The following is a 26,594-nucleotide window of genomic DNA, read 5'->3' on the forward strand; positions in this document are numbered from 1 at the left end:
GATGCGTCGGGCGCGTCCGGCTCCGGGAGGGTTCGGATGCGGACATGCCACGTTACCGCGTACGGTTTAGTCGATACATCGCGCAGTTCGGCTGCAGGTGCAGTTAAAGAGGTCAACGGCGAAGGGACGTCGGTGGTTCCCGAAGTCCTCCGTCTGTGTTACTCCAAGTGGTCACAATCATGGCATGTTCGGCCTATCGTGAGCGACGACACAACACCGCTGGTGCGAACGACAGGCACGAAAGCGGTAGCTTGCGTAATCACGTAGTGCCCCGCGAGCACCGCCAATCCGACAGAGCGCAGGGGGTATGGACATAGTCGAGCTACGGACACCCACAGCGATAGTGCGTCATGGCCGCGGGAGATTGATCGTCCTGCGTCCTGGCTCCGATGGCGAGCGGGTGCTCGACGTTCCGGTGACGGACCTGCTGAAGGTCCGGTTGAACCGGCGCGCCGATGACGCCGTCGTCATCGAGATCTACCTTCGGTACCCGACCCCAGTCCTGACCGGCGTGCCCGCGGACCGCACCCCGCTGCCGGTGCTCATCGCCGAGCACGACGTGCCTGCGGCCACCGAGATCGTCGACCGGATCAACGGCCAGATCCTGGCCACCCAGCGCATCGATGTCGCCGCCCCCGATCTGAATCCGCCGGCCCCGACCTGGGGCAAGTCCGGCCCGACCCGCGCCGACGTGGATCGCGCGGTGCGCAGGATGGCGCCGAATCGCGAGGCCAAGACGGCCATCGCCGCGCTGCATCGCTACGTCACCCCGGACGAGTACGTGCTGGAGACCGCGATCGCGGCGGCGCACCCACCCGTCGCCAGCGGTCAGGGCCTGCTCGCCGCGACGACCGGGCGGCTGCTGTTCATCTCGCTCGGCACCAGTGATCGCTTCGCGCACGAGTTACCGGTGTCGGCCGTGCTGTGGGCCCGCAACACCGAAGGCAGCCCCGTGGTGCCCGGCGACGACGCGGTTCGTGGCGAGGCGAACATGGACGTGCACGACGGCAACGTCACCTTCCGTTTCACCGGCGCCGATCGGGCCGATACCGAGCGCGTCACCTGCGCGGTGAACTTCGCGGTGCGCCGCGATTCCGCCGACGGTGCCGCAGGCCCGGCCGATCCCGGTGTGGCACAGCTCTATTCGGAGTGGGAGCTGCTCGTCGAGCGGCATTCGCTCGGCATGGTCGACGACGCCCAATTCCAGCGCTACGGCCGCGGCATCCTGCGCTCACTGCCCGACGGCGGCTGACACCCGCACCTACGGCTGCGCCACCGGGGTCAGCCCGATGCGCCGCCACGGGCTGGTCGGACGCATCCACAGGCGCAGCAGTTCCATGCGGCGGTCGACGCCGCCGTTCTTCAGTTCGGCCAGGTCTTCGCAGGCCTGCCAGTAGGTCCAGCCGGTCAGGTACGCGTCACCGAACTGGCGCCAGTTGCGGTACTTGCTCTGCGCGATGGGCAGTGCGCGCGCCAGGTAGTCCCAGGCCAGGTCGGCGTCCAGGTAGCCGGCGGTGAAAGCCATCCGTGCGACCGCGACCACGCGGGCCAGATCCCATGCGTGGATATCGCTGGGCAGCGGCCTGGCGAGGTGGTCGGTGAAGCCGATCTTGATGGCCTGCGACCAGATGTCGTAGTCGCGGACGAGCGCCTCCGGGTTGTCCATTCCGCGGAACGCGCCGACCTGCCGCAGGAACGCCCGGTGCCGATCGGCGCGCTCGCCGAACCGGTCTCGCTCGCTGGCGTTGATCGAGGCCATCACCAGCGGATGCACCAGCGCGTACAGCGGCGCGTGCATGCCGTCCAGCAACTGCTCCATCGACGCCTGCGCCTCGGTACCGTCGGTGATGCCCCACGCGCCGGTGAGCGTGTCGATGGCGAGCTCGCGGCGGTCGCCGAGCGGATGCTCGCGCTCAGGACCGAGCAGCAACGCGTCGTGGAAGGCGTCCCAGCGGGCCGAGTAGAACGCGCCGAGCGCCAGCGCCCGCAGTTCGTCGTCGGCGACCGCGGCGCCGGACCAGTGGTCCTCTTCGCGCTGATCCAGCTCCTCGTACGGGAAGGTTGTCAACGTGGGTACACCGCGGGCAGGCATGCCACCGATTGTTCCCCATAGATCTTGGAGGAGCCTGTGTAACCGAACGAATTCTGCGTGTCCACATTGATCGGCGGCACTGTTGGGCGTGTCCCCCGGCCACGCTGCGCACCTGTTGCACACTGTCCGATTTTCGCCGCATCGGTTTCATGCCCTGCCGCGCAGCGTGCCAGAGAGCTACTGTGCTCGCATGAGTACGAACATCACCCTCCTTCGTGGCCTGGAACCTGCCGCTACCGAGCAGGAAATCTATGCTGCCGCACTGCAGTACGTGCGCACGGTCGGTGGTGTGTCCGGCCTGAGCACGACCACCAAGGCGGCCGTCGACAAGGCGGTCTCGATCATTGCCGCGGCGACCACCCAGCTGCTCGCCGACCTACCCGAACGCCCGGTCCCGGCAACCCGCGAAGCGGCGGCCGACTGACCGTCTACCGGGCTTCCGGCCGGTCAGGCAGCACGTCTACGCCGTAGACAGCAAGGCAGGCGAGGGCAAGTTCCAGCGGAAGGCTGCGCTGCTCGATCGGACGACCGAGCAGCTCCTCGATCCGCTGAATCCGATAGCGGACCGTGTTCTTGTGCACCCCAAGCAGTTTCGCCGTCGCTTCGGGGCTGCGATGGCTTTTCAGATAGGCGTGCAGCGTGGCGCGCAGCCGTGCCGAGTTGGCGTCCCGCCCGGACAGCGCGCGCAGTTCCCTGCCGATCAGCCCGCGCATCGCCGCGTCGTCGGCGCCCGCCAGGTAGGCGATCTCCACCTCGCGATAGTCGATGACGCGGTGCGCGCGGACCGGACCGCGCTCGGCGACCTGCCTGGCGGCCACCGCCTCGCGGTGACTCTGCCGGAAACCGGCGATCTGCCCGGCGGGCGCGCCGAACGCGACCCGGACCGGCGCGTCGACCAGATCGGCGACGCTGCGCTCCAGTGCGCCGATGTCGTCCGCGCCCTGTTCAATTCGCCCGTGACCCTGTTCGGCGTCGTCGAGTCCGGCCCACGCCCACATGCCGCTCGCACCGGACGCGGCGGTCAGCACCCTTCCTGCGCCGACCTCGGCCGCCACCTTGGCCGCCACCCGCTCGAGCAGGCCGATGACCTCGCCGTCCCCGCTGCCCGATTCGCCCTCGTCGGTCCACAGCACGAACGCGAGATGCCGCTGGTTGAGCCGGTAACCGAGCCGGACCGAGGCCTGATCCGCGTCGATGTCGTCACCGGCGAGCAGCGCGCGGATGGTCTCGGTGCGCCGGTTGAGCGCGGCACGCAGCACCCGCTCGCGCTCTTCCATGTAGGTGTCGGTGAGCAGCTCGACCGACATGTTGACCCATTTCGTCGCCCGATCGAACATGCGAAGCATCACCGCGCGCTCGATCTCCTGCGGCGCGGGCCGTTCCTCGATCGCATCAGTCATGTAGTCGATGACCGCGTCCAGGCCCGCGTGGTAGGTCCGCAGCAGCACCCGCAGGTCGAAGCCGCGGCGGGCGATGGTGCGCGCGAAGGCGTGCGCCTCCTCCGGGAGCACGTAGTCGAAAGTGTCGCTGGTGATTCCGCTCAGCGTGGTCCTGGCGTGTGCGCGGGTACTCGCAGCGAGGTCACGGCGCACGTCACGGTCGGAGAGTTCCGGCACCTTGGCGATGATCGCGCTGTCGAGACGGCCGACGATCTGCTCGAGCGAGTCGGCGCGCATCGTCTCGTAGACGTAGTCGGCCAGCCAATCGCGGACCACTTCGCTGTTCGGTCCGATACGCTCCGGTGAGGCGGCCGTCACAACTCCTCCGATTTGTTCTCTGAGCACAAATTTGCTCGATCTCATTGACAAACCACGCCAAGAACGTCCCCCCCACGTTGTGTCACGATCATAGTTCAGTGGCCTGATTCACAGTAGTCAGCGCATGCGTTCACAGCACAACGTCAGTGGGAGAACAGCGTGACCAACACCGAGCCAGCGGCCAAGAAGCCACCCGCACGCAAGGCCGCAGCGAAGAAGGCAACGCCGAAGCCGGAAGCGGAGCAGGCGGTTGCGGCACCGAGCACGCCGACGCCCGATCCCACAGTGCTCGAGGTCCACAATCCCGGCACCGGCGAACTAGTCGGCTCGGTGCCGGTGGCGACGGCCGACGAAGTCGCGGCGAAGGTCCGCGAACTGCGGCTGTACCAGCCGGAGTGGGAGGCCATCGGCCCGAACGGCCGCAAGGAATGGCTGCTGAAGTTCCAGGACTGGCTGATCGACAACACCGAGCAGATCGCCGACGTGGTGCAGTCGGAAACCGGTAAGCCACGGGTGGATTCGCTCATCGATCCGGCGTTCGCGACCGACCTGGTCGGCTACTACGCGCGCCGGGCCGCCAAGTTCCTCGCCGACGATCATCCGTCGCCGCACAGCCCGCTGGCCAGGGTCAAGAAGCTGACCACCGTGTACAAGCCCTACCCGGTGGTCGGCGTGATCACGCCGTGGAACTTCCCGGTGGCCATGCCCGCGCTCGATGTGTTCCCCGCGCTGGCCGCCGGTGCCGCCGTGCTGCTCAAGCCGTCCGAGGTGACGCCGCTGTCCGCGCTCGAAATGGCAAGGGGCTGGGCCGAAATCGGCGCTCCGCCGGTCTTCGCCGTGGTCACCGGGGCGGGCGCGACCGGCGGCGCCGTGGTCGCCAACGCCGACTACATCCAGTTCACCGGCTCGACCGCGACCGGCCGCAAGATCGCCGTCGCCTGCGCCGAGCGGATGGTGCCCTACAGCCTGGAGCTCGGCGGCAAGGATCCGGCCATCGTGCTCGCCGACGCCGACCTGGATCGTGCCGCGCACGGCATCGCGTTCGGCGGCATGTTCAACTCGGGCCAGGTGTGTATCTCGGTGGAGCGCGTGTATGTCGAGGCCCCGGTCTACGACGAGTTCGTGGCCAAGCTGACCGCCAACGTCAAGTCGCTGCGCCAGGGTCTGGACGGCCGCGAGTCCAAGCACGACGTCGGCGCGCTGGCCAACGAGAACCAGGCCAACATCGTGCAGCGCCACGTCGACGAGGCGGTCGCGGCCGGCGCGAAGGTGCTGACCGGCGGCAAGCGGGCCGGGTTCGGCACCGCGTTCGAGCCGACCGTGCTCGTCGATGTGGATCACACGATGTCGTGCGTCACCGAGGAGACCTTCGGGCCGACCCTGCCGGTGATGAAGGTCGCCGACGAGGCGGAAGCCATTCGGCTGGCGAATGATTCGAGCTACGGCCTGTCGGCGACGGTGTGGACCGGCGACAAGGAGCGCGGCGATCGGGTCGCCAGGCAGCTGAACGCGGGCGCGGTCAACATCAACGACGTTTTCGCCAACCTGTTCAGTTTCGCGCTGCCGATGGGCGGTTGGGGCCTGTCCGGTGTCGGCGCCCGCTGGGGCGGCGCCAACGGGGTGCGCAAATACTGCCGCCAACAGGCGATCACCACGCCGATCCTGCCGACCCAGCAGAAGGAACTGTTCTGGTTCCCGTACCAGATGCCCAAGCTGCTCTTCGCGGTCGGCGCCATGCGCGCCGCCGGCGCCCGCGGCCTGCGCCGCATCGATATTCCTGCCGTTCTGAAACTCAAGGGAGACAACAAGTGACAGTTGCTTCGAAGGTTCGCGGCAAGGTCGTCGTGATCACCGGCGGTGCCCGTGGCATCGGCTTGGCGACCGCGACGGCATTGCAGGCGCTCGGCGCCAAGGTGGCGATCGGCGATATCGACGAGACCACCGTCAAGGAGTCGGGCACCACCCGCGGCTTCGAGCACTACGGCAGGCTCGACGTCACCGACCCCGGTTCGTTCGAGAGCTTCCTCGACGAGGTGGAGCGCGCCGTCGGCCCGATCGACGTGTTGATCAACAACGCGGGCATCATGCCGACGGGGCGGTTCGTGGACGAGCCGGACCAGCTCACCCGCCGGATTCTCGACATCAACGTCTACGGCGTCATCGTCGGCTCCAAGCTCGGCCTGGCCAGGATGTTGCCGCGCAAGCGCGGGCATGTCATCAACATCGCCTCGCTCGCGGGCGAGACGCACATTCCCGGCCTGGCCACCTACAACGCGAGCAAGCACGCGGTGCTCGGGTTCACCGACACCCTGCGCGAGGAGTACCGGGGATCGGGCGTGCACTTCTCGTCGGTGCTACCGACGCTCACCAACACCGAGCTCGGTTCCGGGGTCACGGCGCCGAAGTTGCTGCGGCCTGCCGAGCCGGAGGAGATCGCCGATGCCATCGTCGCGCTGATCGTCGCGCCGAAGTCGAAGGTCAGGGTGACCGCGGTGGCCGGCCTCGTCTCGCAGGTGGTCGGGCTGCTGCCGGAGGCGGTCGGTGACGGCATCGCCAGGGCGCTCGGTGCGGGCCGCGCGTTCCTCGACGATGTCGATTCGGACAAGCGCAAGGCGTACGAGGACCGGGCGCGCAGCGCCTGACCGGGCGCGCTGGTCGCTGCGAAGCAAGCGCTGCGGCTGTGGATTCGTCCACGGCTGCAGCGCTTTTCGCATGTTTGGGAGCAACTCAATGGGCAATACAAACCATTTTGTGACGAAAATCACTATAGAGGGTACAAATGACTCCCCACTGGTCAGAAGCGGGCCATCAGCAGCTGGGTGGCAACCATCCCGATCGGTCGTTCCACCGCCGTACAGCACACCTTAACGATCATCTATGCTGGTCACGCGCCCAACTGTTTTCGAGGGCGGCACAAGGGGGCGGAAGCCGAACATTCGCGGAGTCGATGGTGCATCACACCATCGCAGGCAATATGCTGTCCCTAACAAACCTGTCGAATGTTTTGATGCCCGTATCCGAACTTTTTGGCCTGATAAGGCTGGAAATTCAGGACCGATTCTGATAGCAAGGGGCTATGGACCCGCATTTGCGCGACCTGCGGTATTTCGTCGCCGTCGCTGAGGAACTGCACTTCACCAACGCCGCCCAGCGGCTGCACATCGCTCAACCCACGCTGTCGCGTCAGATCCGGCAGCTGGAGCGTCAGCTCGACGTTGTCCTGTTCGACCGCAACCAGCGCAGCGTCGCCCTGACCGTCGCAGGCAAGGAACTGCTCGAAGGCGCCCGCAAGATCCTGGAGCTCTGGGAGGTCACCAACGTCTCGCTGCAGGAGGCGGGCGAGGTGCTGCGCGTCGGCATCCAGTCCGCGCTCGGGCGCGGACTGCTCAACGACCTGGAGAGCGCGAGCGGCCACCGACTCGCCCTGCACGCGGCCTCGTGGACCGACCCGTCCAGCGGTCTGTCCGGCAGGCAGGCGGACCTGGCCCTGGTGTGGCTGCCGCTGCCCGACCCGAACCGCTACCGCTGGCAGGTGCTGCGCACCGAGCCGCGCTGGGTGCTGCTCCCGGAGAACCACCCGCTGGCCGACCGGGAAGCCATCGAGTTCGCCGACCTGCTCGATGAGCCGTTCATCGCGCTGCCCACCGAAGCCGGTGCGGTGCGCGACTTCTGGCTCGGCAACGACGCACGCAACGGCCGCCCGCCGAAGATCGGCGCAGAGGCGGCGACCCCGGAGGACAAGCTGGAGGCCGTGAGCCTCGGCCTCGGCGTCTGTTTGCTCGCCGAGAACAACGTGCCCATGTACCGCTGGCCCGGGCTCACCGCCCGACCGGTCGCCGGGCTCGCGCCGTGCGAGCTCGCCGTCGCGTGGCGTGCCGACGACACTCGGCCGACCATCCTCGAATTCGCGGGCCGCGCGGCCGACGGCGGGTTCTCGGTACAGCAGCAACCCGCCGTCAGCGCATAGCGTCGCTCAGTTGATGGTGCGCCGCCACGGGTGCAGCGCCTCTATTTGCGCGGACAACCGCAGCAGAGTGGATTCGCTGCCAGGCGGGCCTGCGAACTGGGCGGCCACCGGCGTTCCGACATCGGAGTGCATGCCCATCGGGACGGAAGCGGCGGGCCAGCCGACCAGGTTCCACAGCGGGGCGAAGGGGAAGAATCGCATGCCGGCAAGCACATTCAGCAGCCAGCCGCGGGTGTGCCACGCCCGCGCCTTCGGTGGCGGGCCTGCGAGCGTGGGTGTGATCACCACGTCGTAGCGTTCGAAGAATTCCAGTAGTCGGGTCTCGACCCGATCGACCTGAGACGGGCGCACCAGGTGTAGTCGCTGCACCACGCGACCGAGCGCGAGGTGACGGCGGGTGCGCGGCTGTAGCCGCTCGGGATGGGGTAGTGCCGCGCCGTCGCGGGAGCCAACGACCAACCAGCGCAAGAAGAGCGAGAGCATCGCGTCGCCGTAGGGCAACGCGGTCGGCTCGACCAGATGTCCGGCCGCGGCGGCCACCGAGGCGGCGGTGCGGGCGGCATTGGTCCATTGCCGATCAACAGGAAACAGGCGGGACGGCGGAGCCACGGCTAGTCCGATGCGTAGTCGGCCCGGCGGCTCCACCTCGGCTAGGTCCGACCGGGCGGCCAGCACCGATAGCGCGAGCGCGGCATCGGCGACTGTCGTTGCCAGCACGCCGTTTTCGACCATGCCGGACCAGGCGTCGACGCCGATCTCCGCGGGCACGGTGTAGCGGCCGGGCTTGATGCCGAAGACACCGCAGCAGGCCGCGGGGATGCGGACCGAGCCGAGCCCGTCGTTGCCGTGCGCGATCGGGACGAGCCCGGCGGCGACCGCGGCGGCCGCACCGCCCGACGAGCCACCGGCGCTGCGCGCGACATTCCATGGGTTGCTGGTGATCCGGTCCGGGCTGTCGGTGGTGCCCCACAACCCGAGTTCGGGGACGGTGGTGAGCCCGACGATCACCGCGCCTGCGGCACGCACCCTGCGCACCACCGGATGATCGTCGGCGACCGGACGGGCGTCGGTGGCGGCGGACCCCGCGCGCATCGTCTCGCCCTGCACCGGGATGTTGTGCTTGATCGCGATCGGCACGCCGGCCAGCGGCAGCACATCGAGGTCGGACCGCTGCTCCAGCGCCGCGGCCTCGGTTCGTGCCTTCTCCGTGCGAATAACGCTGAAGGCATTGGTGATCCGGTGCTCGGCAATGATCCGGGCCAGTGCGGCGTCGACCACCTCGGTCGGGGTCAGCGATCCGTCACGGACGCCTGCCGCGATCGCGGTGGCGGTGTCGCGGGCGATGTCCGCGGCCGGTTCGCCCGTGCCGGGCAGTTCTCGATCGGCGTGGTTCGGCGGTGACTGGGCGACGGTCGCGCGGCGGACTGTCGGCCGCTGCGCAACTGGCGTCTTCGCGACAGCCGAGTGGCTTGTCGGTGTCTGCGCGGAATTCTCGGTGGCAGCGGTTCCGGAAGCGGGCGAGCCGTCCGCCACCGCTGTGGCCTTGTTGAACATGTGCTGGTCATCCCCCGTCGCATCGTTGTCGAATTCGGGTGATCGCTGTTGTGCCGCAAGTTATCATTTCGAATACTGCTCGGGGGACGATGGCGTCGGGTGTGGCGGGAATTTCTCCGCTACCTCCTACGACCGACCAGTGCGGATTTCGCGGTATCCGCTGAGCCACTAGGTCCGGGAATGAGTGCCAACTCCGATAGAAGCTCCGATTCCACCCCTGCCGGTGTCGCTTATGGCGACCTCTCGCGCAGCGCCGAATTCAGCGCGGTTGCGGCGTTCTCCGCCGCGTGGGCGGACACCGCAGGCGAATCCGTGCAGCGGCCACCCGACATAGCCGAGTATCTGCCGGACGCACACACCCTGCGCACCGAGGCGCTGCTCGAGCTGATCCGGGTCGATCTCCGGCATCGCTGGTTGCGCAGGACGATGCTCGGCACGGGGGCCGAGCAACCGGCGGCACGCAAACGGCTCACCGAATACTGCGCCGAATTTCCGGAACTCGAACCAGGCATCATCCCGGCGGGTCTGGTGTACGAGGAGTTCGTCATCCGCAGGCACAGCGGCGAACGGGTCGACCCGCGGGAATGCCTGCGCGAATATCCGCACCAGGCGACCGAACTGCGCGCGCTGCTCAACGCCGACGATGTCGATCAGAGCACCAGGCGAGCGGCGCTGGAGGATTCGACGATCGCGGCACTCACGCGCATCAAGGCCACCTTCGTCGATAACGAATTGAACCGGACGGCCACGGCGCTTCGTAGTTCAGAAGTGACCCGAGCGTCAGTGACCCGAGTGACCGTCGAACAGACCGGAACGGTGACGTCCGTGCCGACCGGGACGATGACGTCCGCGCCGACCACGATCCCCACCCAGCCTGGCCACTTCGCCGCCCTCGACCGGATCGAAATCGGCCAGCGGATCGACGATTTCGATCTGCTGACCGGGCTCGGCAGCGGCGCGTTCGCGCGCGTCTTCCTGGCCAGGCAGCGCTCGCTGCAGCGGCTGGTCGCGGTGAAGATCTCCGCCGACCACGGCACCGAGCCGCAGACGCTGGCCCAACTCGATCACGACTACATCGTGCGCGTCTTCGACCAGCGCCTGCTCGACGACGCCGAGGCGGGCACGGCACGCAGGCTGCGGCTGCTCTACATGCAGTTCCTGCCCGGCGGCACGCTGCTCGACGTGCTGCGCTGGGTGCGCGCCACCCCGCCCGCCGAACGCAACGGCCAGTTGCTGCTCGATGGCGTCGACGCGGCGATGGAGGAGAAAGGCGAGATCCGCCCGACGGATTCGAGCGTGCGCGCCGAGATCGCCGGGCTCAGTTGGCCCGAGACGGTCGCCTGGCTCGGCCGCAGGCTGGCCGAGGCGCTGGACTACGCGTCCGCGCACGGCGTGCTGCATCGCGACGTGAAACCGGCGAACGTGCTGCTGACCGCGGAGGCGGTGCCGAAACTCGCCGATTTCAACATCAGCTTCAGCCGCAATGTGGAAGGGACGAGCCCGGTCGCCTATTTCGGTGGGTCGCTGGCGTATATGTCGCCGGAACAGCTGGAGGCCTGTCATCCCGGATTCGACCGCACCGCGGCGGATCTGGATACCCGCGCCGACATCTATTCGCTCGGCGTGGTGCTGTGGGAATTGCTCACCGGCGCCAAACCATTCGACGACACCACCGCGGGCGGGACCGGCGCAGGCGACGAGACGACGCTCGAGGCCATGTTGGAGCGGCGCAGCGGCGGGGTGGACGCGGCCGCGCTGGACCGTGTGCCCGCGGACTGTCCCGCCGCGCTGCGGCGCGTGCTGCTCACCTGCCTCGAACCCGAGCGCGCGCGGCGGTGGTCCTCCGGTGCGGTGCTGGCCAGACAGCTGGAGCTGTGCCTGGACGCGCGCGCACGGGAGCTGGTCGATCCGGCGCCGAACAGCTGGCGACTGCGGCTGCGGCCGTGGCGGCTGCTCGTCGCCGCCCTGGCGGTGGGACTGCCGAATGTGCTTGCCTCGCTGTACAACATCCAGCACAACCAGCACCTGATCATCGACCGGCTGCCCAAGGACGCCCAGCACAGCTTCGTGGTGATCACCGGCGTGGTGAACGCGGTGTCGTTCCCGCTCGGCATCGCGCTGCTGGTGTACATGTCGCGCTACTTGCTGACCGTGCCGCACGGACTGGCGAAGGGCAAACGCTACGACCCCGAGACGCTGCGCCATGCCAGGCGTGATGCGCTGCTGCTCGGCGATCGTGCAGTGGCCGTGGCGTTTTCGCTGTGGGTGCTGTCCGGGTTCGTCTTCCCCATCGCATTGCAGCTGGTCACCGGTGACCTCCCGGCGAGTGCGATCGTGCACTTCCTGGCATCGCTGGTGGTGTGTGGCGCGATGGCGGTGGCCTACCCGTTCTTCCTGTTGACCTTCTACATGGTGCGCTGCATCTATCCGCTGTTCCTCCGGCACGGCGATATCAGCGCCGAGGACGCGGTGTGGCTGCGCGGCCTCGATCGGCGCTGCAACGGCTATCTCGCGGTGGCGGCATCAATACCGTTGCTCGCGGTGGCGGGCGTGACCTTCCTGCCGCCCGCCGACATCCCGATGGTGATCTTCGCCGTCCGGGTGCTCTGCGCAGGCGGTATTGTCGCGTTCGTGGTCTCCTACCTGCTGTTCCGTGCGCTGGAGGCAGATCTGCGCGCGTTGGAGCGGGTGGTCTCGCCCGAGTCGGTGGGTAAGAATTCGGCGTCGGCGATCACGCGGAACCGGGGCGTGCCCCCGGTACGGGAGACCGCCACGTGAGTAGCGGGCACGTCGATGCGGTCGCCAGGTTCACCGCCGAGTGGCAACGCAGCCTGCGCAGCACGCGATTCGTGCCGCCGTCGCTCGCGGACTACGTGCCGGACGGCGCGCAGGCGCGCCTCGAGGTGCTGACCGATCTGGTCCGGATCGACCTGCGGGCACGCTGGTCGGCGTCGCTCGGTAAACGAATCAGCGAGTACTGCAAGGAATTTCCCGAGGTCGAGCACAGTCCCGAGCTGGCCGACCTGGCGTGCGAGGAGTTCCTGGCCAGGCGCCGCACCGTCGCGCTCGGCATCGAGGACTTCCTCGCCGAGTATCCCGACCTCGCCGCCGAGGTGCGCGCGCGTCTTGCCGCGTTCGCCATCGACGACACCGCCGCGGGCATCGCCGAAACCACCGAAGCGGTTGCGGCACTTGCCGATCTGGCGCCCGGCCACCGGATCGACGACTTCGACCTGCTCACCGATCTCGGCAGCGGCGTGCTCGGCCGAGTCTTCCTGGCCAGGCAGCGATCCATGCAACGGCTTGTCGCGGTGCGGCTTTCGGCGGGCCGGGCCGGCGCGCCACACACCATGGCGCAGCTGGACCATCCCCATATCGTGCGCGTCTTCGATCAGCGGGTGCTCGGCGCATCGGAGTCGACCGAACAGACACTGCACACCGTGGCCGAACCTCGGCTGGTCTACATGCAGTACCTCCCCGGCGGCACCGCGATCGGCGTGCTCGCACAGCGGCGCATCGGTCCGGAGTCCGCCGGTGGCGCGTTGCTGCTGCGCGCCATCGACGCGGCAATGGAGGCGAAAGGCGAGATCCGGCCGTCGGATTCGAGTGTGCGCGCCGAAATCGAGGGACTGAGCTGGCCGGAGACGGTGGCATGGGTGGGCAGGCGGCTCGCCGACGCGTTGGACCACGCCCACCACCATGGCGTGCTGCATCACGACATCAAGCCGGCGAACGTGCTGTTCACCGCCGAGGGCATTCCGAAACTGGCCGATTTCGCGCTGCGCGAAGCGGGTCCGCGACCCGTCGCCGCGGATTCGGCCGAGCACACCGATCATTCGCTGCCCTACCGCTCACCGGAACAACTGGCCAGGCTGCTCGACCCGGCCGCGCCCGCACCCGGCGCCCGCAGCGATATCTATTCACTCGGCGTGCTGCTGTGGGAAATGCTCACCGGCGCAACCCCCTTCGAGGATGCGCCGGGTGCGACGCCCGCCGACACCTACTCGGCGATGCTGGCTGAGCGGCGCGCGGGAGTCGGTGCGGACGCGCTCGCGCGCCTGCCAGCGGACACTCCGGCCGCCCTGCGCCGGGTCCTGCTCGAATGCCTGCATGCCGACCCGAAACGACGCTGGCGCAACGGCGCTGAGCTGGCCGGGCAGCTCGACCTATGCCTCGACGCCCGCGCGCGTGACCTGGTCGACCCGTCGCCGACCAGCCTGGCCTATCGGTCGCGCGGCTGGCTGGTTCCGTGGGCCGCGGTGTGCATCGGCGTGCCGAACGTGCTTGCCAGCGTGTACAACATCCGGCTGAACCAGTCCCTCATCATCGATCGCATGTCGGCGGTGGACCAGCAGAAATTCGAAACCATCGGCCTGGTCCACAATCTGATCTTCTTTCCCATCGGGGCGCTGCTGCTGATCTACCTGACCCGGCGCGTACTGACCGTCGAATACCGCTTGGCGCGCGGGCGTGAATACTCCGCGCGCACGCTGGCCAAGGCGCGCCGCGACACCCTGCTGATGGGCGACTGGGCGGTGCTTGTGCCGTTCGCCGTCTGGATGATCGCCGGGATCGTCGGGCCGAGCTGGCTTGCCCTGTCCGGAATCGAGCTGCCGCCCAAGACATTTCTGCATTTCTTCACCGCGCAGGTGGTGTGTGCCGTCATCGTGCTCGCCTACCCGTTCTTCCCGGCCGCGCTGTTCGCCGTCCGCTCGGTCTATCCACGGTTGCTTGCGCGCGGCGGCATCGGGCCCGGCGACGAACGCCAGCTACGCAACCTGGCCAGGCGCGCCAACTTCTATCTCGGGGTGGCCGCGTCGGTGCCGCTGCTCGGCGTGGCGAGCGCGACCTTCGTCGACGCCGACGATCTCGGGTTGGTGATCGTTCCGGTGCGCGCGCTCAGCGTGGGTGGCATTCTGGCATTCGTGCTGACCTACCGGATGTTTCGTTTGCTGGAGGCGGACCTGCTCGCCCTCACCCGCACCATTCCGCAGCGGACGCGATGACCTCGCCGCGGCCGTTCGGGCGGCTGGTGAACCTGTCGCATGTGCACGATCCGGCCACCACGCCGCTCTACCCGGACGACCCGGAGTTCCGCACCGACATCGTGGCCACCGTCGCCAACGACGGCTACTACCTGCGCTACATCCAGCAGGGTGAGCACACCGGAACCCATTGGGGCGCACCGATACACTTCCACGCCGACGGGCTCGGCGCGGATCAGCTCGACCTGGACGATCTGCTGCTGCCCGCCGTGAAGATCGACGTCCGCGAACCGTGCGCACGGGACCGGGACTACGCGATCACCGTCGAGGATCTCAAGCGCTGGGAGGGCAGGCACGGCCGCATGCCCGACGGCGCCGCGGTGATCGCCTGGACCGGCTGGGATGCCAAGTGGGGTGCCGAGGAATTTCTCGGCACCGGCGAATCCGCAGGCCACCAACCGGGATTCGCGGTCGAGACGGTCGAATGGCTGCTGCACACCGGCAGGCTCGGCCACCGTGGCGCACTCGGCATCGACACCTTCGGCCCGGATCTCGGCATCGACGACACCTACGCGGTGTCCAAGCTGCTCTATCGAGAGCACCGCATCAGCCTGGAATGCCTGGCCAACCTCACGGCGCTACCGGCAACGGGCGCATGGATACTCGTCGGCGCGGCGCTCTATCGCGCCGGATCCGGTTCGCCCGCCACCATTTTCGGCATTCTCCCGGACCGCTAGTCCCGCACCCGGGTCACGGGTGCGGGAACGCCCCGAGTCAGGAATAGACCTTCGGATCCAGGGTGCCGATATACGGCAGGTCGCGGTAGCGCTCCGCGTAGTCGAGGCCGTAGCCGACGACGAATTCGTTCGGGATGTCGAAGCCGACATGGGCGACGTCGACGTGGGTGCGCAGCGCGTCCGGCTTGCGCAACAGCGTCACCACCTCCAGCGAGGCGGGGTTGCGGGTGGAGAGGTTGCGCTTGAGCCAGGACAGGGTGAGCCCCGAGTCGATGATGTCCTCGACGATCAGCACATTGCGGCCGGCAATGTCCTTGTCCAGGTCCTTCATGATGCGGACCACACCGGAAGACGAGGTGGACGATCCGTACGACGAGACGGCCATGAACTCCATCTGGGTCGGGATCGGCAGCGCCTTGGCCAGGTCGGTCATGAAGAAGATCGCGCCTTTGAGCACGCCTACCAGCAGCAGGTCGCCCTCGGGGGCATCGGCGGGATAGCGCTTGGCGATGAGCTCGGCCAGCTCCTTGGTTTTGGTGGCGATCTCTTCCTCGGTGATCAGCACCGACGCGATGTCGTCCCCGTACACGTCAGCTGTTCCCTTCCGTGGTTCTCGCTCCCGAACGGCTGATCCATGGTGTGTCGATCAACCGGCGCAGACTGAGCAACATTGGCGACGTTTCCCTGGCCCTGCGTGGTCACGCTTCGTTACCGCTTCGGGCCTGACGCTCATGCCGCAGTGTCAGCCTGCCATGTTCGCGCGCCGCGACCAACCTGCTGTCCGGTTGTCCGCCGCCGACGGCGACTCCGCCCTGGCCACGCCACTCGGTGATCAGCTCGTCGACCGCCCGTAAATGCTTGCCGGTCAGTGCTTTCGCCCCGCCCCTGAGCAGCCAGGATCGGATCGCCCGGCGGCGCAGCGCCGGCGGCGCAGTGGCGAGCGTCTCGATCGAGAGGGTCGCGCCATCACTCGCGGTGTGCAGCAACTCCTCGGCCAACGCGTCGAGCACCGCGCCGTCGTCGCGCAGCTGCGCGGCGGTGCGGGCAAGAGCGGGCGCGACCCCGCCGCCGAGCACCTCCTCCAGCAGCGGCAACACCTCGGTGCGCAGCCGAACCCTGGTGAACTCCGGCGCGGTGTTGTGCGGGTCCTCGTGCGGCACCAATCCCAGATCCACGCACAGCTGACGGGTCTGTGCCCGCCGCACCTCGAGCAGCGGCCTGCCCCACGGCTCGGCCCACTCGGCCATCCCCTGAATGGACCTGCCGCCGGAGCCACGCGCCAACCCGAGCAGCACGGTCTCGGCTTGGTCGTCGAGCGTGTGCCCGAGCAATACCGGCAGCCCGTCGCGGGCATCATCCAACGTCGCGTACCTGGCCTGCCGCGCCGCCGCTTCTACTCCCCCGTCCCGCCCCACCGTCACCGCGAGCACCCGCGCCGAGCGGCACCCCAAGGCCAACGCCACCGAAGCAGCATCCGCCGCAACCACATCCGACCCTGCCTGCAGTTGATGATCGACCACGAGCGCGTCGACGGTCCCCACCTCGACCACTGCCGCAGCCGTCAACGCCAACGAATCCGCCCCACCGGACAACGCCACCGCAACCCCACCGGCTTGCCCACATCGCTCAGCCCACGACCGAACAGCCTGCCGCACTGCCAACACCGCAGGGGTCTCCGGCAACCGCCGCGCCCCCGCTCGCTCCCCAGGCGCTGACCTCATACCCGCAGCGTACCGACGACTTCGGTCAGCCGAGGACGCGGCTGACCCAGCGTTCGGGGGCTTCGATTTCCTCCGGGCGGGGCAGCGTTTCGGCGTCGGTCCAGATGGTGTTGAAGTCGGCCATGCCGACCTGACCGACCACGGCGTCGACGAAGGCCTTCCCTCGGACGTACTGCGCGACCTTCGCGTCGACGCCGAGCAGGGCACGCATGATGCGCTGCACCGGGTTGGTCGGGCGTTTGCGGCGGCGATCGAAGGCGGCGCGGATCTGCTCGACGGACGGGACGACGGCGGGGCCGACGGCGTCCATGACGTGGTCGGCGTGGCCTTCCAGGAGGGTGCCGAGCATGAGCAGGCGATCGAGCGCCTCACGCTGCGGCGGGGCCTGGGTGGCGCGCAGCAGGCCGACGACGCCGCGGGCCGATGGATCGTCGGTGGCGGTGCCGCGGCGGCGGTCCCGCACTTCTTCGAGTAGTCGCTGCAGCATCTCGTTGAGCGGCTCGTCGCCGACCTCGCCGAGCACCTCGACATTCGCGCGCATGTAGTCGGCCAGCCACGGCGCCGACGAGAACTGCACCCGGTGGGTCACCTCGTGCAGGCAGACCCAGAGCCGGAAGTCGCTCGGCGAGACGCCGAGCGCCCGCTCGACGGCCATGATGTTCGGCGCGACCAGCAGCAGGGTGCCGTCGGGTCCGGTGAACGGGTCGTACTGGCCGAGGATCGCGGTGGACAGGAAGGCGAGCATCGCGCCCGCCTGCACGCCCGCTGGTTTGCCCTGCAGCAGTCCGCGTTCGCCGGTCTCGCCCTCGGTGCCGGTCAGCTGGGACATGGAGGCGGCGGCCGCTTCGATCCAGCCGGGCCGGTCGACGATCCGCGCGGCGGGCACCGGCTGGTCGTCCAGGAGCCCGCTGACCTCGCGCACCGGGCCCTCGGCCCGCTCGGAGGCGACGGCCAGCTCGGCGACGACCTGCTCGGCCGCGAAGCGCGACGTGCGCGGGCCCGACGGGACAAGGGCCGCACCGGTTTTCGCGGCGAGCCGCCAATCGACGGCGCCGGCGAATCCGGAATGACTCTTCGGCTGCTCGACCGCGTCCTCGGTGACACCCGTAACCGCACCGCGCGCGGGCCGACCCGCAGCATCCGGATCTGACACACCACCGCGATCGGCCCCGTTGGCGCCGGACGCGGTCCCATGATCACCTGGGTCGGAACCTTCTCGCTGCATTGTCAACCACCCGTCACGAGCATCCGCAGTTACGTAGCGTGCCCGCGATAGCGTCCAGTGCGGGCCTGCTCACCTCCGGCGGCCGATCGTTCGACATCAGCGCGAAGGTCAGTACCCGCCCATCGGCGTCGAGCACATACCCGACCAACGCGCTGGACACCGACAGAGTTCCGGTCTTGGCCCGCACCCAGCCTGCGGCATTGCGGTTCCCGGTGACGTAACGGCTGGTCAGCGAGCCGGTCGCGCCTGCGATCGGCAGGTCGTCCAGCAGCGGAGCCAAAGTGGCGGCGAGCCGGTCGTTTTCGGGGCGTGCCATGGTCCCGACCGGTTGGATCGCGGTCGCCGCGCTCGGCTTGGCCGCGGTCGCCATCACTCGATCGAGCAGCTTGGCCGGGATCCGGTCGTCCACCGAAAGTCCGCTGTTGTCCTGCATGCTCAGGCCGGTGAGGTCGAATCCGGCCTTCTCCAGCGCGGCACTCACCGCGGCGACCGCGCCGTGGAACGAGGCTTCGTAACCGGTGGCGACCGCGATCTCGCGGCCGATCGCCTCGGCGAGCACGTTGTCGGACCACACCATGGTGTCGCGCAACCGATCTCGCAACGGCGCCGACTGTACGACGGCCACCTGGGCGGCACCCGGCGCGGCGGCGCCGACCCGGACCCGCGCCGGATCCAGCCCGAGTTCGAAGGCGAGCCGCCGACCGGCGTCCAGCGCCGGGGTCGGGGTGCGCGGTGAGTATTCGACCAGCGGCTGCAGCCTGCCGCCGTCGATCATCACCGATTCGAGCGGCGCGATCGAGCCGTCACCGATGTCGACCGGGTCCCAGCCCTGCGCCATGGTCGGCCCGGCATACGCGGAGGCGTCCACCACGATGGTGTCGACGGCCCGGCCGGACTTCTTGATCTGCGCGACCAGATCGGACACCCGGGGCCCGTGCGGGTAGTAGCCCTTGCCTTCCGGCTCGGCGGTCAGTGTCGGATCGCCGCCGCCGACGAGCACCAGCTCGTTGGGCGCCGACCCGGCAACCACCTTGGTGCTCACCCGATGCTCCGCGGGCAATGCCAGCAGCGCCGCGGCCGTCAGCAGGATCTTCGCGGTGGACGACGGGATCATCGGCCTGCCTGGATCGCCGCTCCACAGCACCGTCGCGCTGTCGGCGTCGGTGACTTGCCCGGCGAACGCGCCGAGATCCGGATTGCCGATGACCGGCGCCAGCGCGGCCGCGACACCGGCCGGGCTCGGCGCAGGCGCGTTCGAGGGCGCCGGACTCACCTGAGGGAACGGCCGCACCGGCGGCGGTGGTGCCGCGACGGTCAGCCCGCCGTGCCGGAATTCGTCGGTCCACGGCTTCACCGTGAGCAGCACGCCGACCCCGGCGGCGAGTAGAACCGCGAGCGTGGTGCCGAAGCCGATCCAGAGATTGCGGCGCCGCCGGGAGGCCAAGCCACCGATGTTCTTACCAACCACTGACCGCAGCTCTCCTCGACTGATTTCCGCAGCAGCCGCCTGCCGCACCCATGTCCCCGCCGACCACACTATCCTCGTTGCGCAACCGTTCCCCCGAACAACCTGGCGAGTCGGCAGTAGTTACTGCTCATGCCTATAGATGCACCGAAGGAGATGGCGTGGAGTTCGACGTCACCATCGAGATCCCCAAGGGCTCTCGGAACAAGTACGAGGTCGATCACGAGACCGGACGGGTCCGGCTGGACCGGTATCTCTACACGTCCATGGTCTACCCCGCCGACTACGGCTACATCGAGAACACCCTCGGCGAGGACGGTGACCCGCTGGACGCGCTGGTCCTGCTGCCCGAGTCGGTGTTCCCCGGCTGCCTCATCGAGGTGCGCCCGGTCGCGATGTACAAGATGGTCGACGAGGCGGGCGGCGACGACAAGGTGCTGTGCGTGCCTGCCGGTGACAAGCGCTGGGACCACATCCAGGACGTGAAGGATGTGCCGGAGTTCGAGCTTGCCGCGATCAAGCACTTCTTCGAGCGCTACAAGGACCTGGAGCCGGGCAAGTACGTCAAGGGCTCGGAGTGGGTCGGCCGCGCCGAGGCCGAGGCCGAGGTCGAGGCGTCGCTGCAGCGGCTGAAGGACCAGGGCGGCCACTGAGCCGCCGCGAAGCGGGAAGTCCGAGGCCTCGGACTTCCCGCTGATCGCTGTCGTCTCCGTTACGAGGGGGCGCCGACGGCGCGGTCACGCCGCTCGTTGCGTTCCGCGATCACCTGGTCCAGGTGTTCGCGCAGCAGCGCGAGGATCGGACCCTCCAGCTCACCGTCGAGCCGTTCGTGGCTGTACTGCGCGTCCCCCATCGGCGCGAAAGCCTCTGCCGCCGAACGGTATACGCAATACGCCTGATGGGTACGGCCAAGCGCCTGCAGGATGAGCCCGTGCATCACCAGCACCCTGGCCCTGCTCAGCGGCCCGATCGCCCGGTTGAGCATCCGGATGGCGCCGTCGGCGATCGGCTCGGCCTCGTGTAGTTGCCCTGCCATCATGTGCACGTGTGCCAGCCGCGCCAGCGCCCAGCCTTCGCGCAGCTCGACGCCGCTGAGCCGAGCCAGCTGCACCGACTCGTTGCACAGCTCGATCGCCTGCTGATGGTTGCCGAGGAAGCCGCGGGCCGCCCCGAGCTCGTGGGTCGCCATCGCTTCCAGCCCGGCGTTGCCGATCTTCGCGGCCAGCGTCTTGGCCGTGCTCGCATGATGCTGCGCCTGCTCGAATTGTCCTGCGTCCGACAGTGTTTTGGCCATGTTCACCAGGCTGGCGCACTCGACCGCCGGATCGTCGACGCGGCGGGCGAAGCGGATCGCGCGTTCGGCGTGCGCGAGCGAGGCCGCTGTCTCGGTGCCCATCCTGGTGGACGAGGAGAGCAGCTGCGCCGCGAACGCCACCAACCGCAGGTCGCTCGCCGACTCCGGCGGCAGGGTCAGCGCGATGCGCTGATGGTCGCGGCCCTCACGCAACGTGCCGAGCGAATAGCAGCAGATCGTGCCGAGCGTCACCCGGATCCGGCATTCCACGCCGCGGTTACCCGCTCGGATCGCCGTGTCGAGCAGCTTCTTCAGCACCCGCGAGAGTTCCCGGCAGTGCGGGCCGCCGTCGATCAATTCCGCGGTGGCCCATGCGATATCGGCGGCACGCTCCAGTGCGGGACCGCCGACCCGCGCCGTCTGTTCGTAGAGCGAGATCAGGTTCGGGCGTTCGGCGTCGAGCCAGTACTGCGCGGCGATGCTGTCCACGAACGAGAGCCCGTGCGCGACGGTCGATCCGAGATGCTCCGGCTGCGTCGATCCCGGATTGCACACCACGATCAGGTTTTTCATGGTGGCCAGGTAGAAATCGAGCAGCCGCACCAGCGCACCGGACACCGGCTCGGCCGCCTCGGGGCCGAGGTGCAGTTCGCGTGCGAACAGGCGCGGCAGGTCGTGATAGGTGTAGCGCCCGGACGCGCTGGTCTCCATCAGGTTCAGATCGACGAGGGACTCACACAGTTCCTCCACCAGCACCCGATCCGAGCCGAGAATGGCGGCTGCGGCGTTCAGCGAGATCTCGGCGACCTCCGGCACGGCCAACATCCGAAAGGCCCTGGCCTGTGCGCAATCGAGCTGGTCGTAGCTGAGCCGGAAAGCCGCCTCGACCGCGAGGTCGCCGCTGCGCAGGGTGCCGAGCCGCTGCTTCTCGTCGGCAAGTCGCTCCGCCAGGCTGCTGATGCTCCAATTCGGCCGCGCCGCCAGTCGCGCGCCGACAATGCGAACGGCGAGCGGCAGCCCGCCGCACGCGTCGAGCACGCTGTCCACCGCTGCGGGTTCGGCGGCGACCCGGCGCAGCCCCGCGATCCCGGCGAGCAGGGTGCGCGCCTCCACCCTGGCGAGCACGTCCAGCCGAACGCCGAGAGTGCCTACCATGCATGGCAATTCGGGCATCGACGAGCGGCTGGTGATCAGCACCGCAGAGCCGGGCGTGCCGGGAATCAACGAGGCGACCTGATCGATGTCGCGCGCGTTGTCCAGCACGACGAGCACCCGCTTGCCGTCGAGGAAGCTGCGGAACTGCGCCGAGCGCTCGGCGAGCGTCGGCGCGATCTCGCCCTCGGGGACACCGAGCGCGCGCAGAAAGTCACCGAGCGTGTCGGCGGCCGGAGTGCCGGATCGGTCCCCAGGCCCACGCCCACCGGCCGCCGCGAAGCCGTGCAGGTCGACATGCAGCTGCCCGTCCGGGAACTGGTCGCGGATCAAATGCCCGACGTGCACCGCGAGCGCGCTCTTCCCGATGCCGCCCATGCCACCGATCACGCACACCGGCACCGAGAAACCGTCTGTGCGGGTGAGCCATTCGCTGATCCGGCGGACCATGTCCGCGCGGCCGGTGAAGTCGACGACGTCGGCGGGCAGCTGCGCGACCCTGGCAACCGCGCGCCGCGGCGGGCGCACCGCAGGCGCCGCGCTTTCGGTAGTCCGGTGTGGCGCGGGCAGATCCGCGCGCAATATGCGTTGGTGCAGCTCCGCGAGCTGCTGTCCAGGCTCGATGCCGAGCCGCTCGATCAGCACCTTGCGGGTGTCCGCGTACACCGCAAGCGCCTCGGCCTGGCGGCCCGCGTGATAGAGCGCGGTCATCAGCAATCCGCGAATCTGTTCGCGCATAGGATGTTCGGCGCACAGCGGGGTCAGCTCGGCGATCACCTCGGTGTAGCGGCCGAGCCGCAGATCGAGTTCGATGCGCTGTTCCAGCAACGTGACTCGTCGCTCGATCAGCTGGGTGCGCTGCCGATCCGCGTAGGGACCAGGCAGCCCGGCCAGCGGTGTGCCCGACCACAGCCGCAGTGCGGCATCGAGACGTTCGCGGACCAGCTCCACCGCCTGCGATGGCTCCGCGCCCTGCCGGTCCGGCTGCACCTCGAGCAACATGTCGTCGACCTGCTCGACATCGACCGAGCCGGGGGCAAGGCGCAGCGCATAGCCGCCGCCGAACCCGACCAGCACCGTGGCGGGCGCGCCGGACGGGCGATCCGGCTCGAGGGCCCGGCGCAGATGCAGGATGTGGTTGCGTAGCGCGCCGATCGCGCTCGGTGTCGGATGCTCACCCCAGACACCGTCGATGAGTTCGGGTACTGTCGCCGATCGTCCGCTCCGTAATAGCAAGGCCGCCAACAAGGCTCGACGCTGCTTGGACCCGAGATCGAGCTCCAGTTCGTCTCGCCAGGCACGAACCTCGCCCAGTACCGCGAACTTAAGCATGTGGAGCCCTCTCTCACCTTCGACCGTTCCTAGTAAAGAACGTAGACAATCGTCCGGCCGCATCGCTGACCTCGCCGAGCGACGTCACCGATGAGCCACTGATGACCTGACGTCATCGATACGAACATTTGACCAATCACTTTGTGAGATTTTGGTGATCTCGGACTGATTCGCCCTCAGTATCGGACATGTATGTGGCGGCATCTGACGCTATGAGTTCTTCTGATTGTTCTTGAAATAGACAGCCGTTGTACATGTTTCATTCATCATCTGTTTCCGTGCGGCCTCGAACCCAGTCCACCTCGGTACCGCGGCGAGGCCTGTGGTGGTGCTAGCACCACCACGCGCCACCAGCTGGTGGTAGTCGACATTCGGGTGTTTGCAGCATGGGCGCGGGCGAGCCGAATTCCTAGGCTCGAGTTGTCGCCGAAGCGTGCATGGCTTGCGGCTCGAACAGGAGGAAATCACTGCTCATGAACCAATTTCGGCGCTACTCCGGAAAGGCAGCGCTCTCGGCTGTCGTCGTTGGCGCGATGTTAGCGGCGGCCGCCTGCAGCGGCGCGAACTCGAGCGCGCCTGCGGACACCACCGGAACGACGCCGCCCACGGCGCTCGCCGCCGCGATGGACAAGGTGGTGCAGAGCGGCATACCTGGCATCCAGGTGGTCATCGACGGGCCTGGCGGACATCGCGTCTACACCGCGGGCAAGGGCGACCTGTCCACCGGCGCACCGATGCCCGCGGACGGCCGGGTCCGAATCGGCAGCAACACAAAGTCTTTCGTGTCGGTGGTAGTGCTGCAGCTGGTGGCGGAGGGCAAGGTCGAGCTGGACGCGCCGATCGAGCGCTACCTGCCCGGCGTGGTCACCGGCAACGGCAACGACGGCAACCGGGTCACCGTGCGCCAGCTCCTGCAGCACACCAGCGGCCTGCCGGACTACCTCGGCGGCGGCCCCAACCAGGAGAACAAGCCGGGGCAGCTGGCCCTGGACAACGAAGCCCTGCTCCAGCAGCAGTTCGAGCCGGCGGACCTGGTCCGCACGGTGCTCGCGGCACAGCCGCCGATCTTCGAGCCCGGCGCGAAGATGGTCTACACCAACACCAATTATCTGCTGCTGGGCATGCTGGTCGATCGGGTGGCCGGACGACCGGTCGCCGAAGAGATCAGCCGCCGGATCCTCGAACCACTCGGCTTGCGCGACACCTACTTTCCGCCCGCAGGCGAAACGGTGATCCGCGGCCCGCACGCCCGCGGGTACGAGATCGTCAACGGTAAGCAGCTCGATCTCACCGACTACAACCCGTCCTGGGCAGGCGCCGCGGGTGCGATGGTCGCGACCCCCGCCGACCTGAACCGGTTCTTCACCGCACTGCTGGCCGGAAAGCTCCTTGCGCCAGCGCAATTGGCAGAGATGCAGCGGACAACATCGTTCGACCGGATGCCGACCGCCACGTACGGGCTCGGGCTGGTCCACCTGCCTGCGTCCTGCGGCAAGGAGGTGTGGGGGCACGGCGGCAGCATCCCCGGCTTCGGCACCAGGAACGGTGTGGCGGCCGACGGCACCGCGGTGACCGTGACCGTGAACCGACTCGCGGACGACGAGAAGACCGGCGAGACGGTCGCCGCCGTAGTCGATGCCGCCTTCTGCGGCGCGTGACACCCCACCAAGCAGTCCGTCCGCCGCACCGATTCCGGTGCGGCCGAGCGAAAACGGAGACCAGACAGTGAAACGCACCCGAGGACTGACGGCCGCCGTTGGCATCGTCACCGCCCTCGCCGCCTGCGCCGGGCTGATCGGCTGCGCCGGTCCCGCCGCCGAAGCCGAGACGGCCCCGCCCGCGCTCGATCGCTTCACCAGCCAGACTCTGACCTGGAAGGGGTGCGACAACCCGAAGCTGGACGAGGCAGGCGCACAGTGCACCGATGTCACCGTGCCGCTGAATTACGCTGAGCCACAAGGCGCCACCCTCACCGTGGCGATCTCGCGGCTGGCCGCCACCGATCCGGCACAGCGGCGCGGCGTCATGCTGTCCAATCCCGGCGGCCCCGGTGGCGCCGGTCTCGACCTGACGGTCGACATCGGTGCCGCGATGACACCCGACGTGCGTGCCCGCTACGACCTGATCGGCATGGACCCGCGCGGTGTCGGCCGCTCGTCGATGATCAAGTGCCACTGGCCCCGCGGCTTCGGATTGCAGTCGGCGGGCGTCGATGCCGCGAGCTTCGCGGAATCCGTTGCGATGCAGGGCGACCTGGCAATGCGTTGCGCGACAACGGAAGCGGCCAGGCTGCCCTTTATCACCACCCGCAACACCGCGCGCGACATGGATCTCATCCGCACGCTCCTCGGCGCCGACAAGGTCAGCTATTTCGGCACCTCGTACGGCACCTATCTCGGCGCGGTATACACCCAGATGTTCCCCGATCGCGCCGATCGGATCGTGTTGGACAGCTCGGTGGATCCGGACAAGTACGGGACGGTGGGCATGATGCAGGCGATGGGCGCGGCCAACGAGGCGGCGCTCGATCTGTGGGCGGACTGGGCGGCGGCCAACGACGGCACCTACCGCCTCGGCGCCACCCGCGCCGAGGTCAGGGCCACCGTGGTGGAGTTGATCCGCCGCTCCGCCGAAAAGCCGATCAGGTTCGGCGAATTCGAGATCGACGAGCACTGGTTGCCTTTGGTGCTGTTCGTCGGGTTGGACGACCCGCGGCAGTACGAGATGGTGTCCGAGCAAGTCCGCCTGCTCGCCGATGCCGCCGACGGCAAGGCCGTGCGGCCCGACGAGAAGTTGACCGGCATCCTCACGCATGCGATGAAGGCGGAACCGGACGAGAGCTCGTCGCAGATGGCCATCCTGTGCGGCGACGTTGCAGCGCCACGAGATCCACAGTTCTATTGGCGCAACATCGAAGCCGCTCGCGCCACACAGCCGGTGTTCGGTGCGTTCGCCAATAACATCACGCCGTGCGCGTTCTGGGCACCGCCCGCCGAACCCGCCACGGTGGTGCGCAATTCGGTGCCGACCCTGATCGTGCAGTCCACCGGTGACACCAGGACCGTGTACGACGGTGCCGTCGCGATGCACAAGGACCTGAGTGCGTCGCGCATGGTCACCCTGCAGGATGTGCCGATCCACTGGATCTTCGGTCGTTACCCGAACACCTGCGTGTACTCGGCGGTGAACACCTACTTCCGCGATGGCACGTTGCCCGCGTCGGATGTCACCTGCCGGGCCGACTAGTCAGGTGATCTGCTGAGCCCCAGCGGATTCCAGGACTTTGGCACCGTGACTGCCCGGGCCCCGACGG

19 protein-coding genes are annotated in these 26,594 nt (G+C 68.4%); 11 read left to right on the plus strand and 8 right to left on the minus strand.

Annotated features, from left to right (window positions below):
• The first annotated feature begins 400 nt into the window (after positions 1–400).
• Positions 401–1,252 (plus strand): hypothetical protein, encoded by an 852-nt coding sequence (locus tag ACGFNJ_RS36500; RefSeq protein ID WP_393459152.1) that lies wholly within the window; start codon positions 401–403, stop codon positions 1,250–1,252.
• Positions 1,253–1,261: 9 nt separating this feature from the next.
• Here the strand turns inward: ACGFNJ_RS36500 and ACGFNJ_RS36505 are convergent, their stop codons facing one another.
• Positions 1,262–2,092, minus strand: a complete 831-nt coding sequence (locus ACGFNJ_RS36505; RefSeq protein WP_069165902.1) for a DUF1266 domain-containing protein — start codon at positions 2,090–2,092, stop codon at positions 1,262–1,264.
• Between the two features lie 190 nt (positions 2,093–2,282).
• On the opposite strand from ACGFNJ_RS36505, the gene ACGFNJ_RS36510 reads away from it, so the two are divergent.
• The gene (locus ACGFNJ_RS36510) at positions 2,283–2,516 is read left to right on the plus strand and encodes a DUF2277 domain-containing protein (RefSeq protein WP_069165901.1); all 234 of its coding nucleotides are present in this window, start codon (positions 2,283–2,285) and stop codon (positions 2,514–2,516) included.
• A gap of 4 nt (positions 2,517–2,520) precedes the next feature.
• Here ACGFNJ_RS36510 and ACGFNJ_RS36515 read toward each other — a convergent pair whose 3' ends face one another.
• A complete protein-coding gene (locus tag ACGFNJ_RS36515; protein ID WP_393459157.1) occupies positions 2,521–3,849 on the minus strand; it encodes a PucR family transcriptional regulator in 1,329 nt (442 codons plus the stop codon).
• A gap of 159 nt (positions 3,850–4,008) precedes the next feature.
• Between ACGFNJ_RS36515 and ACGFNJ_RS36520 the strand changes: the two genes are divergently transcribed.
• The 3 genes from ACGFNJ_RS36520 (at position 4,009) to ACGFNJ_RS36530 (ending at position 7,816) form a co-directional block, all read left to right on the plus strand.
• On the plus strand, positions 4,009–5,661 hold the full coding sequence (locus ACGFNJ_RS36520; protein WP_393459160.1) for an aldehyde dehydrogenase family protein: 1,653 nt from the start codon (positions 4,009–4,011) through the stop codon (positions 5,659–5,661).
• Positions 5,658–6,491, plus strand: coding sequence for an SDR family oxidoreductase (locus tag ACGFNJ_RS36525; RefSeq protein WP_393459163.1), 834 nt, complete (start codon positions 5,658–5,660; stop codon positions 6,489–6,491). Before ACGFNJ_RS36520 ends, ACGFNJ_RS36525 begins: the two co-directional genes overlap by 4 nt.
• Positions 6,492–6,925: 434 nt before the next feature.
• Positions 6,926–7,816, plus strand: a complete 891-nt coding sequence (locus ACGFNJ_RS36530) for a LysR family transcriptional regulator (RefSeq protein WP_393459166.1) — start codon at positions 6,926–6,928, stop codon at positions 7,814–7,816.
• Positions 7,817–7,822: 6 nt separating this feature from the next.
• Here the strand turns inward: ACGFNJ_RS36530 and ACGFNJ_RS36535 are convergent, their stop codons facing one another.
• Complete coding sequence (locus ACGFNJ_RS36535) at positions 7,823–9,370, minus strand: amidase (RefSeq protein ID WP_393459168.1); 1,548 nt, start codon at positions 9,368–9,370, stop codon at positions 7,823–7,825.
• A 180-nt stretch (positions 9,371–9,550) separates the two neighbouring features.
• On the opposite strand from ACGFNJ_RS36535, the gene ACGFNJ_RS36540 reads away from it, so the two are divergent.
• The 3 genes from ACGFNJ_RS36540 to ACGFNJ_RS36550 are packed head-to-tail and all read left to right on the plus strand — an operon-like array spanning position 9,551 to position 15,092.
• On the plus strand, positions 9,551–12,148 hold the full coding sequence (locus tag ACGFNJ_RS36540; RefSeq protein WP_393459171.1) for a serine/threonine-protein kinase: 2,598 nt from the start codon (positions 9,551–9,553) through the stop codon (positions 12,146–12,148).
• Positions 12,145–14,376, plus strand: coding sequence for a protein kinase (locus ACGFNJ_RS36545; protein WP_393459174.1), 2,232 nt, complete (start codon positions 12,145–12,147; stop codon positions 14,374–14,376). Before ACGFNJ_RS36540 ends, ACGFNJ_RS36545 begins: the two co-directional genes overlap by 4 nt.
• Positions 14,373–15,092, plus strand: a complete 720-nt coding sequence (locus tag ACGFNJ_RS36550; protein ID WP_393459177.1) for a cyclase family protein — start codon at positions 14,373–14,375, stop codon at positions 15,090–15,092. Before ACGFNJ_RS36545 ends, ACGFNJ_RS36550 begins: the two co-directional genes overlap by 4 nt.
• 37 nt (positions 15,093–15,129) lie before the next feature.
• Here the strand turns inward: ACGFNJ_RS36550 and hpt are convergent, their stop codons facing one another.
• From hpt to dacB, 4 genes are all read right to left on the minus strand, one after another.
• The gene (gene hpt / locus ACGFNJ_RS36555; RefSeq protein ID WP_069165896.1) at positions 15,130–15,681 is read right to left on the minus strand and encodes a hypoxanthine phosphoribosyltransferase; all 552 of its coding nucleotides are present in this window, start codon (positions 15,679–15,681) and stop codon (positions 15,130–15,132) included.
• 109 nt (positions 15,682–15,790) lie between these two features.
• Positions 15,791–16,813 (minus strand): tRNA lysidine(34) synthetase TilS, encoded by a 1,023-nt coding sequence (gene tilS / locus ACGFNJ_RS36560; RefSeq protein ID WP_393459180.1) that lies wholly within the window; start codon positions 16,811–16,813, stop codon positions 15,791–15,793.
• A 25-nt stretch (positions 16,814–16,838) separates the two neighbouring features.
• Entirely contained in the window at positions 16,839–17,966 is a 1,128-nt protein-coding gene (locus tag ACGFNJ_RS36565; protein WP_393459183.1) for a zinc-dependent metalloprotease, read from the minus strand.
• A gap of 85 nt (positions 17,967–18,051) precedes the next feature.
• On the minus strand, positions 18,052–19,491 hold the full coding sequence (gene dacB, locus ACGFNJ_RS36570) for a D-alanyl-D-alanine carboxypeptidase/D-alanyl-D-alanine-endopeptidase (RefSeq protein WP_393459291.1): 1,440 nt from the start codon (positions 19,489–19,491) through the stop codon (positions 18,052–18,054).
• A gap of 173 nt (positions 19,492–19,664) precedes the next feature.
• On the opposite strand from dacB, the gene ACGFNJ_RS36575 reads away from it, so the two are divergent.
• Positions 19,665–20,156 carry an inorganic diphosphatase gene (locus tag ACGFNJ_RS36575; protein ID WP_393459186.1) on the plus strand — a complete coding sequence of 164 codons (492 nt, stop codon included), beginning with the start codon at positions 19,665–19,667 and terminating at the stop codon, positions 20,154–20,156.
• 59 nt (positions 20,157–20,215) lie between these two features.
• Here the strand turns inward: ACGFNJ_RS36575 and ACGFNJ_RS36580 are convergent, their stop codons facing one another.
• Positions 20,216–23,281, minus strand: a complete 3,066-nt coding sequence (locus tag ACGFNJ_RS36580) for a BTAD domain-containing putative transcriptional regulator (protein ID WP_393459189.1) — start codon at positions 23,279–23,281, stop codon at positions 20,216–20,218.
• A gap of 473 nt (positions 23,282–23,754) precedes the next feature.
• On the opposite strand from ACGFNJ_RS36580, the gene ACGFNJ_RS36585 reads away from it, so the two are divergent.
• Together ACGFNJ_RS36585 and ACGFNJ_RS36590 are read left to right on the plus strand one after the other, a co-directional pair.
• Complete coding sequence (locus ACGFNJ_RS36585; protein ID WP_393459192.1) at positions 23,755–24,939, plus strand: serine hydrolase domain-containing protein; 1,185 nt, start codon at positions 23,755–23,757, stop codon at positions 24,937–24,939.
• Positions 24,940–25,006: 67 nt separating this feature from the next.
• Positions 25,007–26,527, plus strand: coding sequence for an alpha/beta fold hydrolase (locus tag ACGFNJ_RS36590; protein ID WP_393459195.1), 1,521 nt, complete (start codon positions 25,007–25,009; stop codon positions 26,525–26,527).
• The last annotated feature ends 67 nt before the right edge of the window (positions 26,528–26,594 follow it).

The sequence above is a fragment of the Nocardia sp. NPDC049149 genome (assembly GCF_043197455.1).
Classification (GTDB): domain Bacteria; phylum Actinomycetota; class Actinomycetes; order Mycobacteriales; family Mycobacteriaceae; genus Nocardia.

Coding starts and splice junctions, on each gene's coding strand:
- ACGFNJ_RS36505 (WP_069165902.1), bottom strand. CDS start 2,092: ATGCCTGCCCGCGGTGTACCCACGTTGACAACCTTCCCGTACGAGGAG.
- ACGFNJ_RS36510 (WP_069165901.1), top strand. CDS start 2,283: ATGAGTACGAACATCACCCTCCTTCGTGGCCTGGAACCTGCCGCTACC.
- ACGFNJ_RS36530 (WP_393459166.1), top strand. CDS start 6,926: ATGGACCCGCATTTGCGCGACCTGCGGTATTTCGTCGCCGTCGCTGAG.
- ACGFNJ_RS36535 (WP_393459168.1), bottom strand. CDS start 9,370: ATGTTCAACAAGGCCACAGCGGTGGCGGACGGCTCGCCCGCTTCCGGA.
- ACGFNJ_RS36540 (WP_393459171.1), top strand. CDS start 9,551: ATGAGTGCCAACTCCGATAGAAGCTCCGATTCCACCCCTGCCGGTGTC.
- ACGFNJ_RS36550 (WP_393459177.1), top strand. CDS start 14,373: ATGACCTCGCCGCGGCCGTTCGGGCGGCTGGTGAACCTGTCGCATGTG.
- tilS (WP_393459180.1), bottom strand. CDS start 16,813: ATGAGGTCAGCGCCTGGGGAGCGAGCGGGGGCGCGGCGGTTGCCGGAG.
- ACGFNJ_RS36580 (WP_393459189.1), bottom strand. CDS start 23,281: ATGCTTAAGTTCGCGGTACTGGGCGAGGTTCGTGCCTGGCGAGACGAA.
- ACGFNJ_RS36585 (WP_393459192.1), top strand. CDS start 23,755: ATGAACCAATTTCGGCGCTACTCCGGAAAGGCAGCGCTCTCGGCTGTC.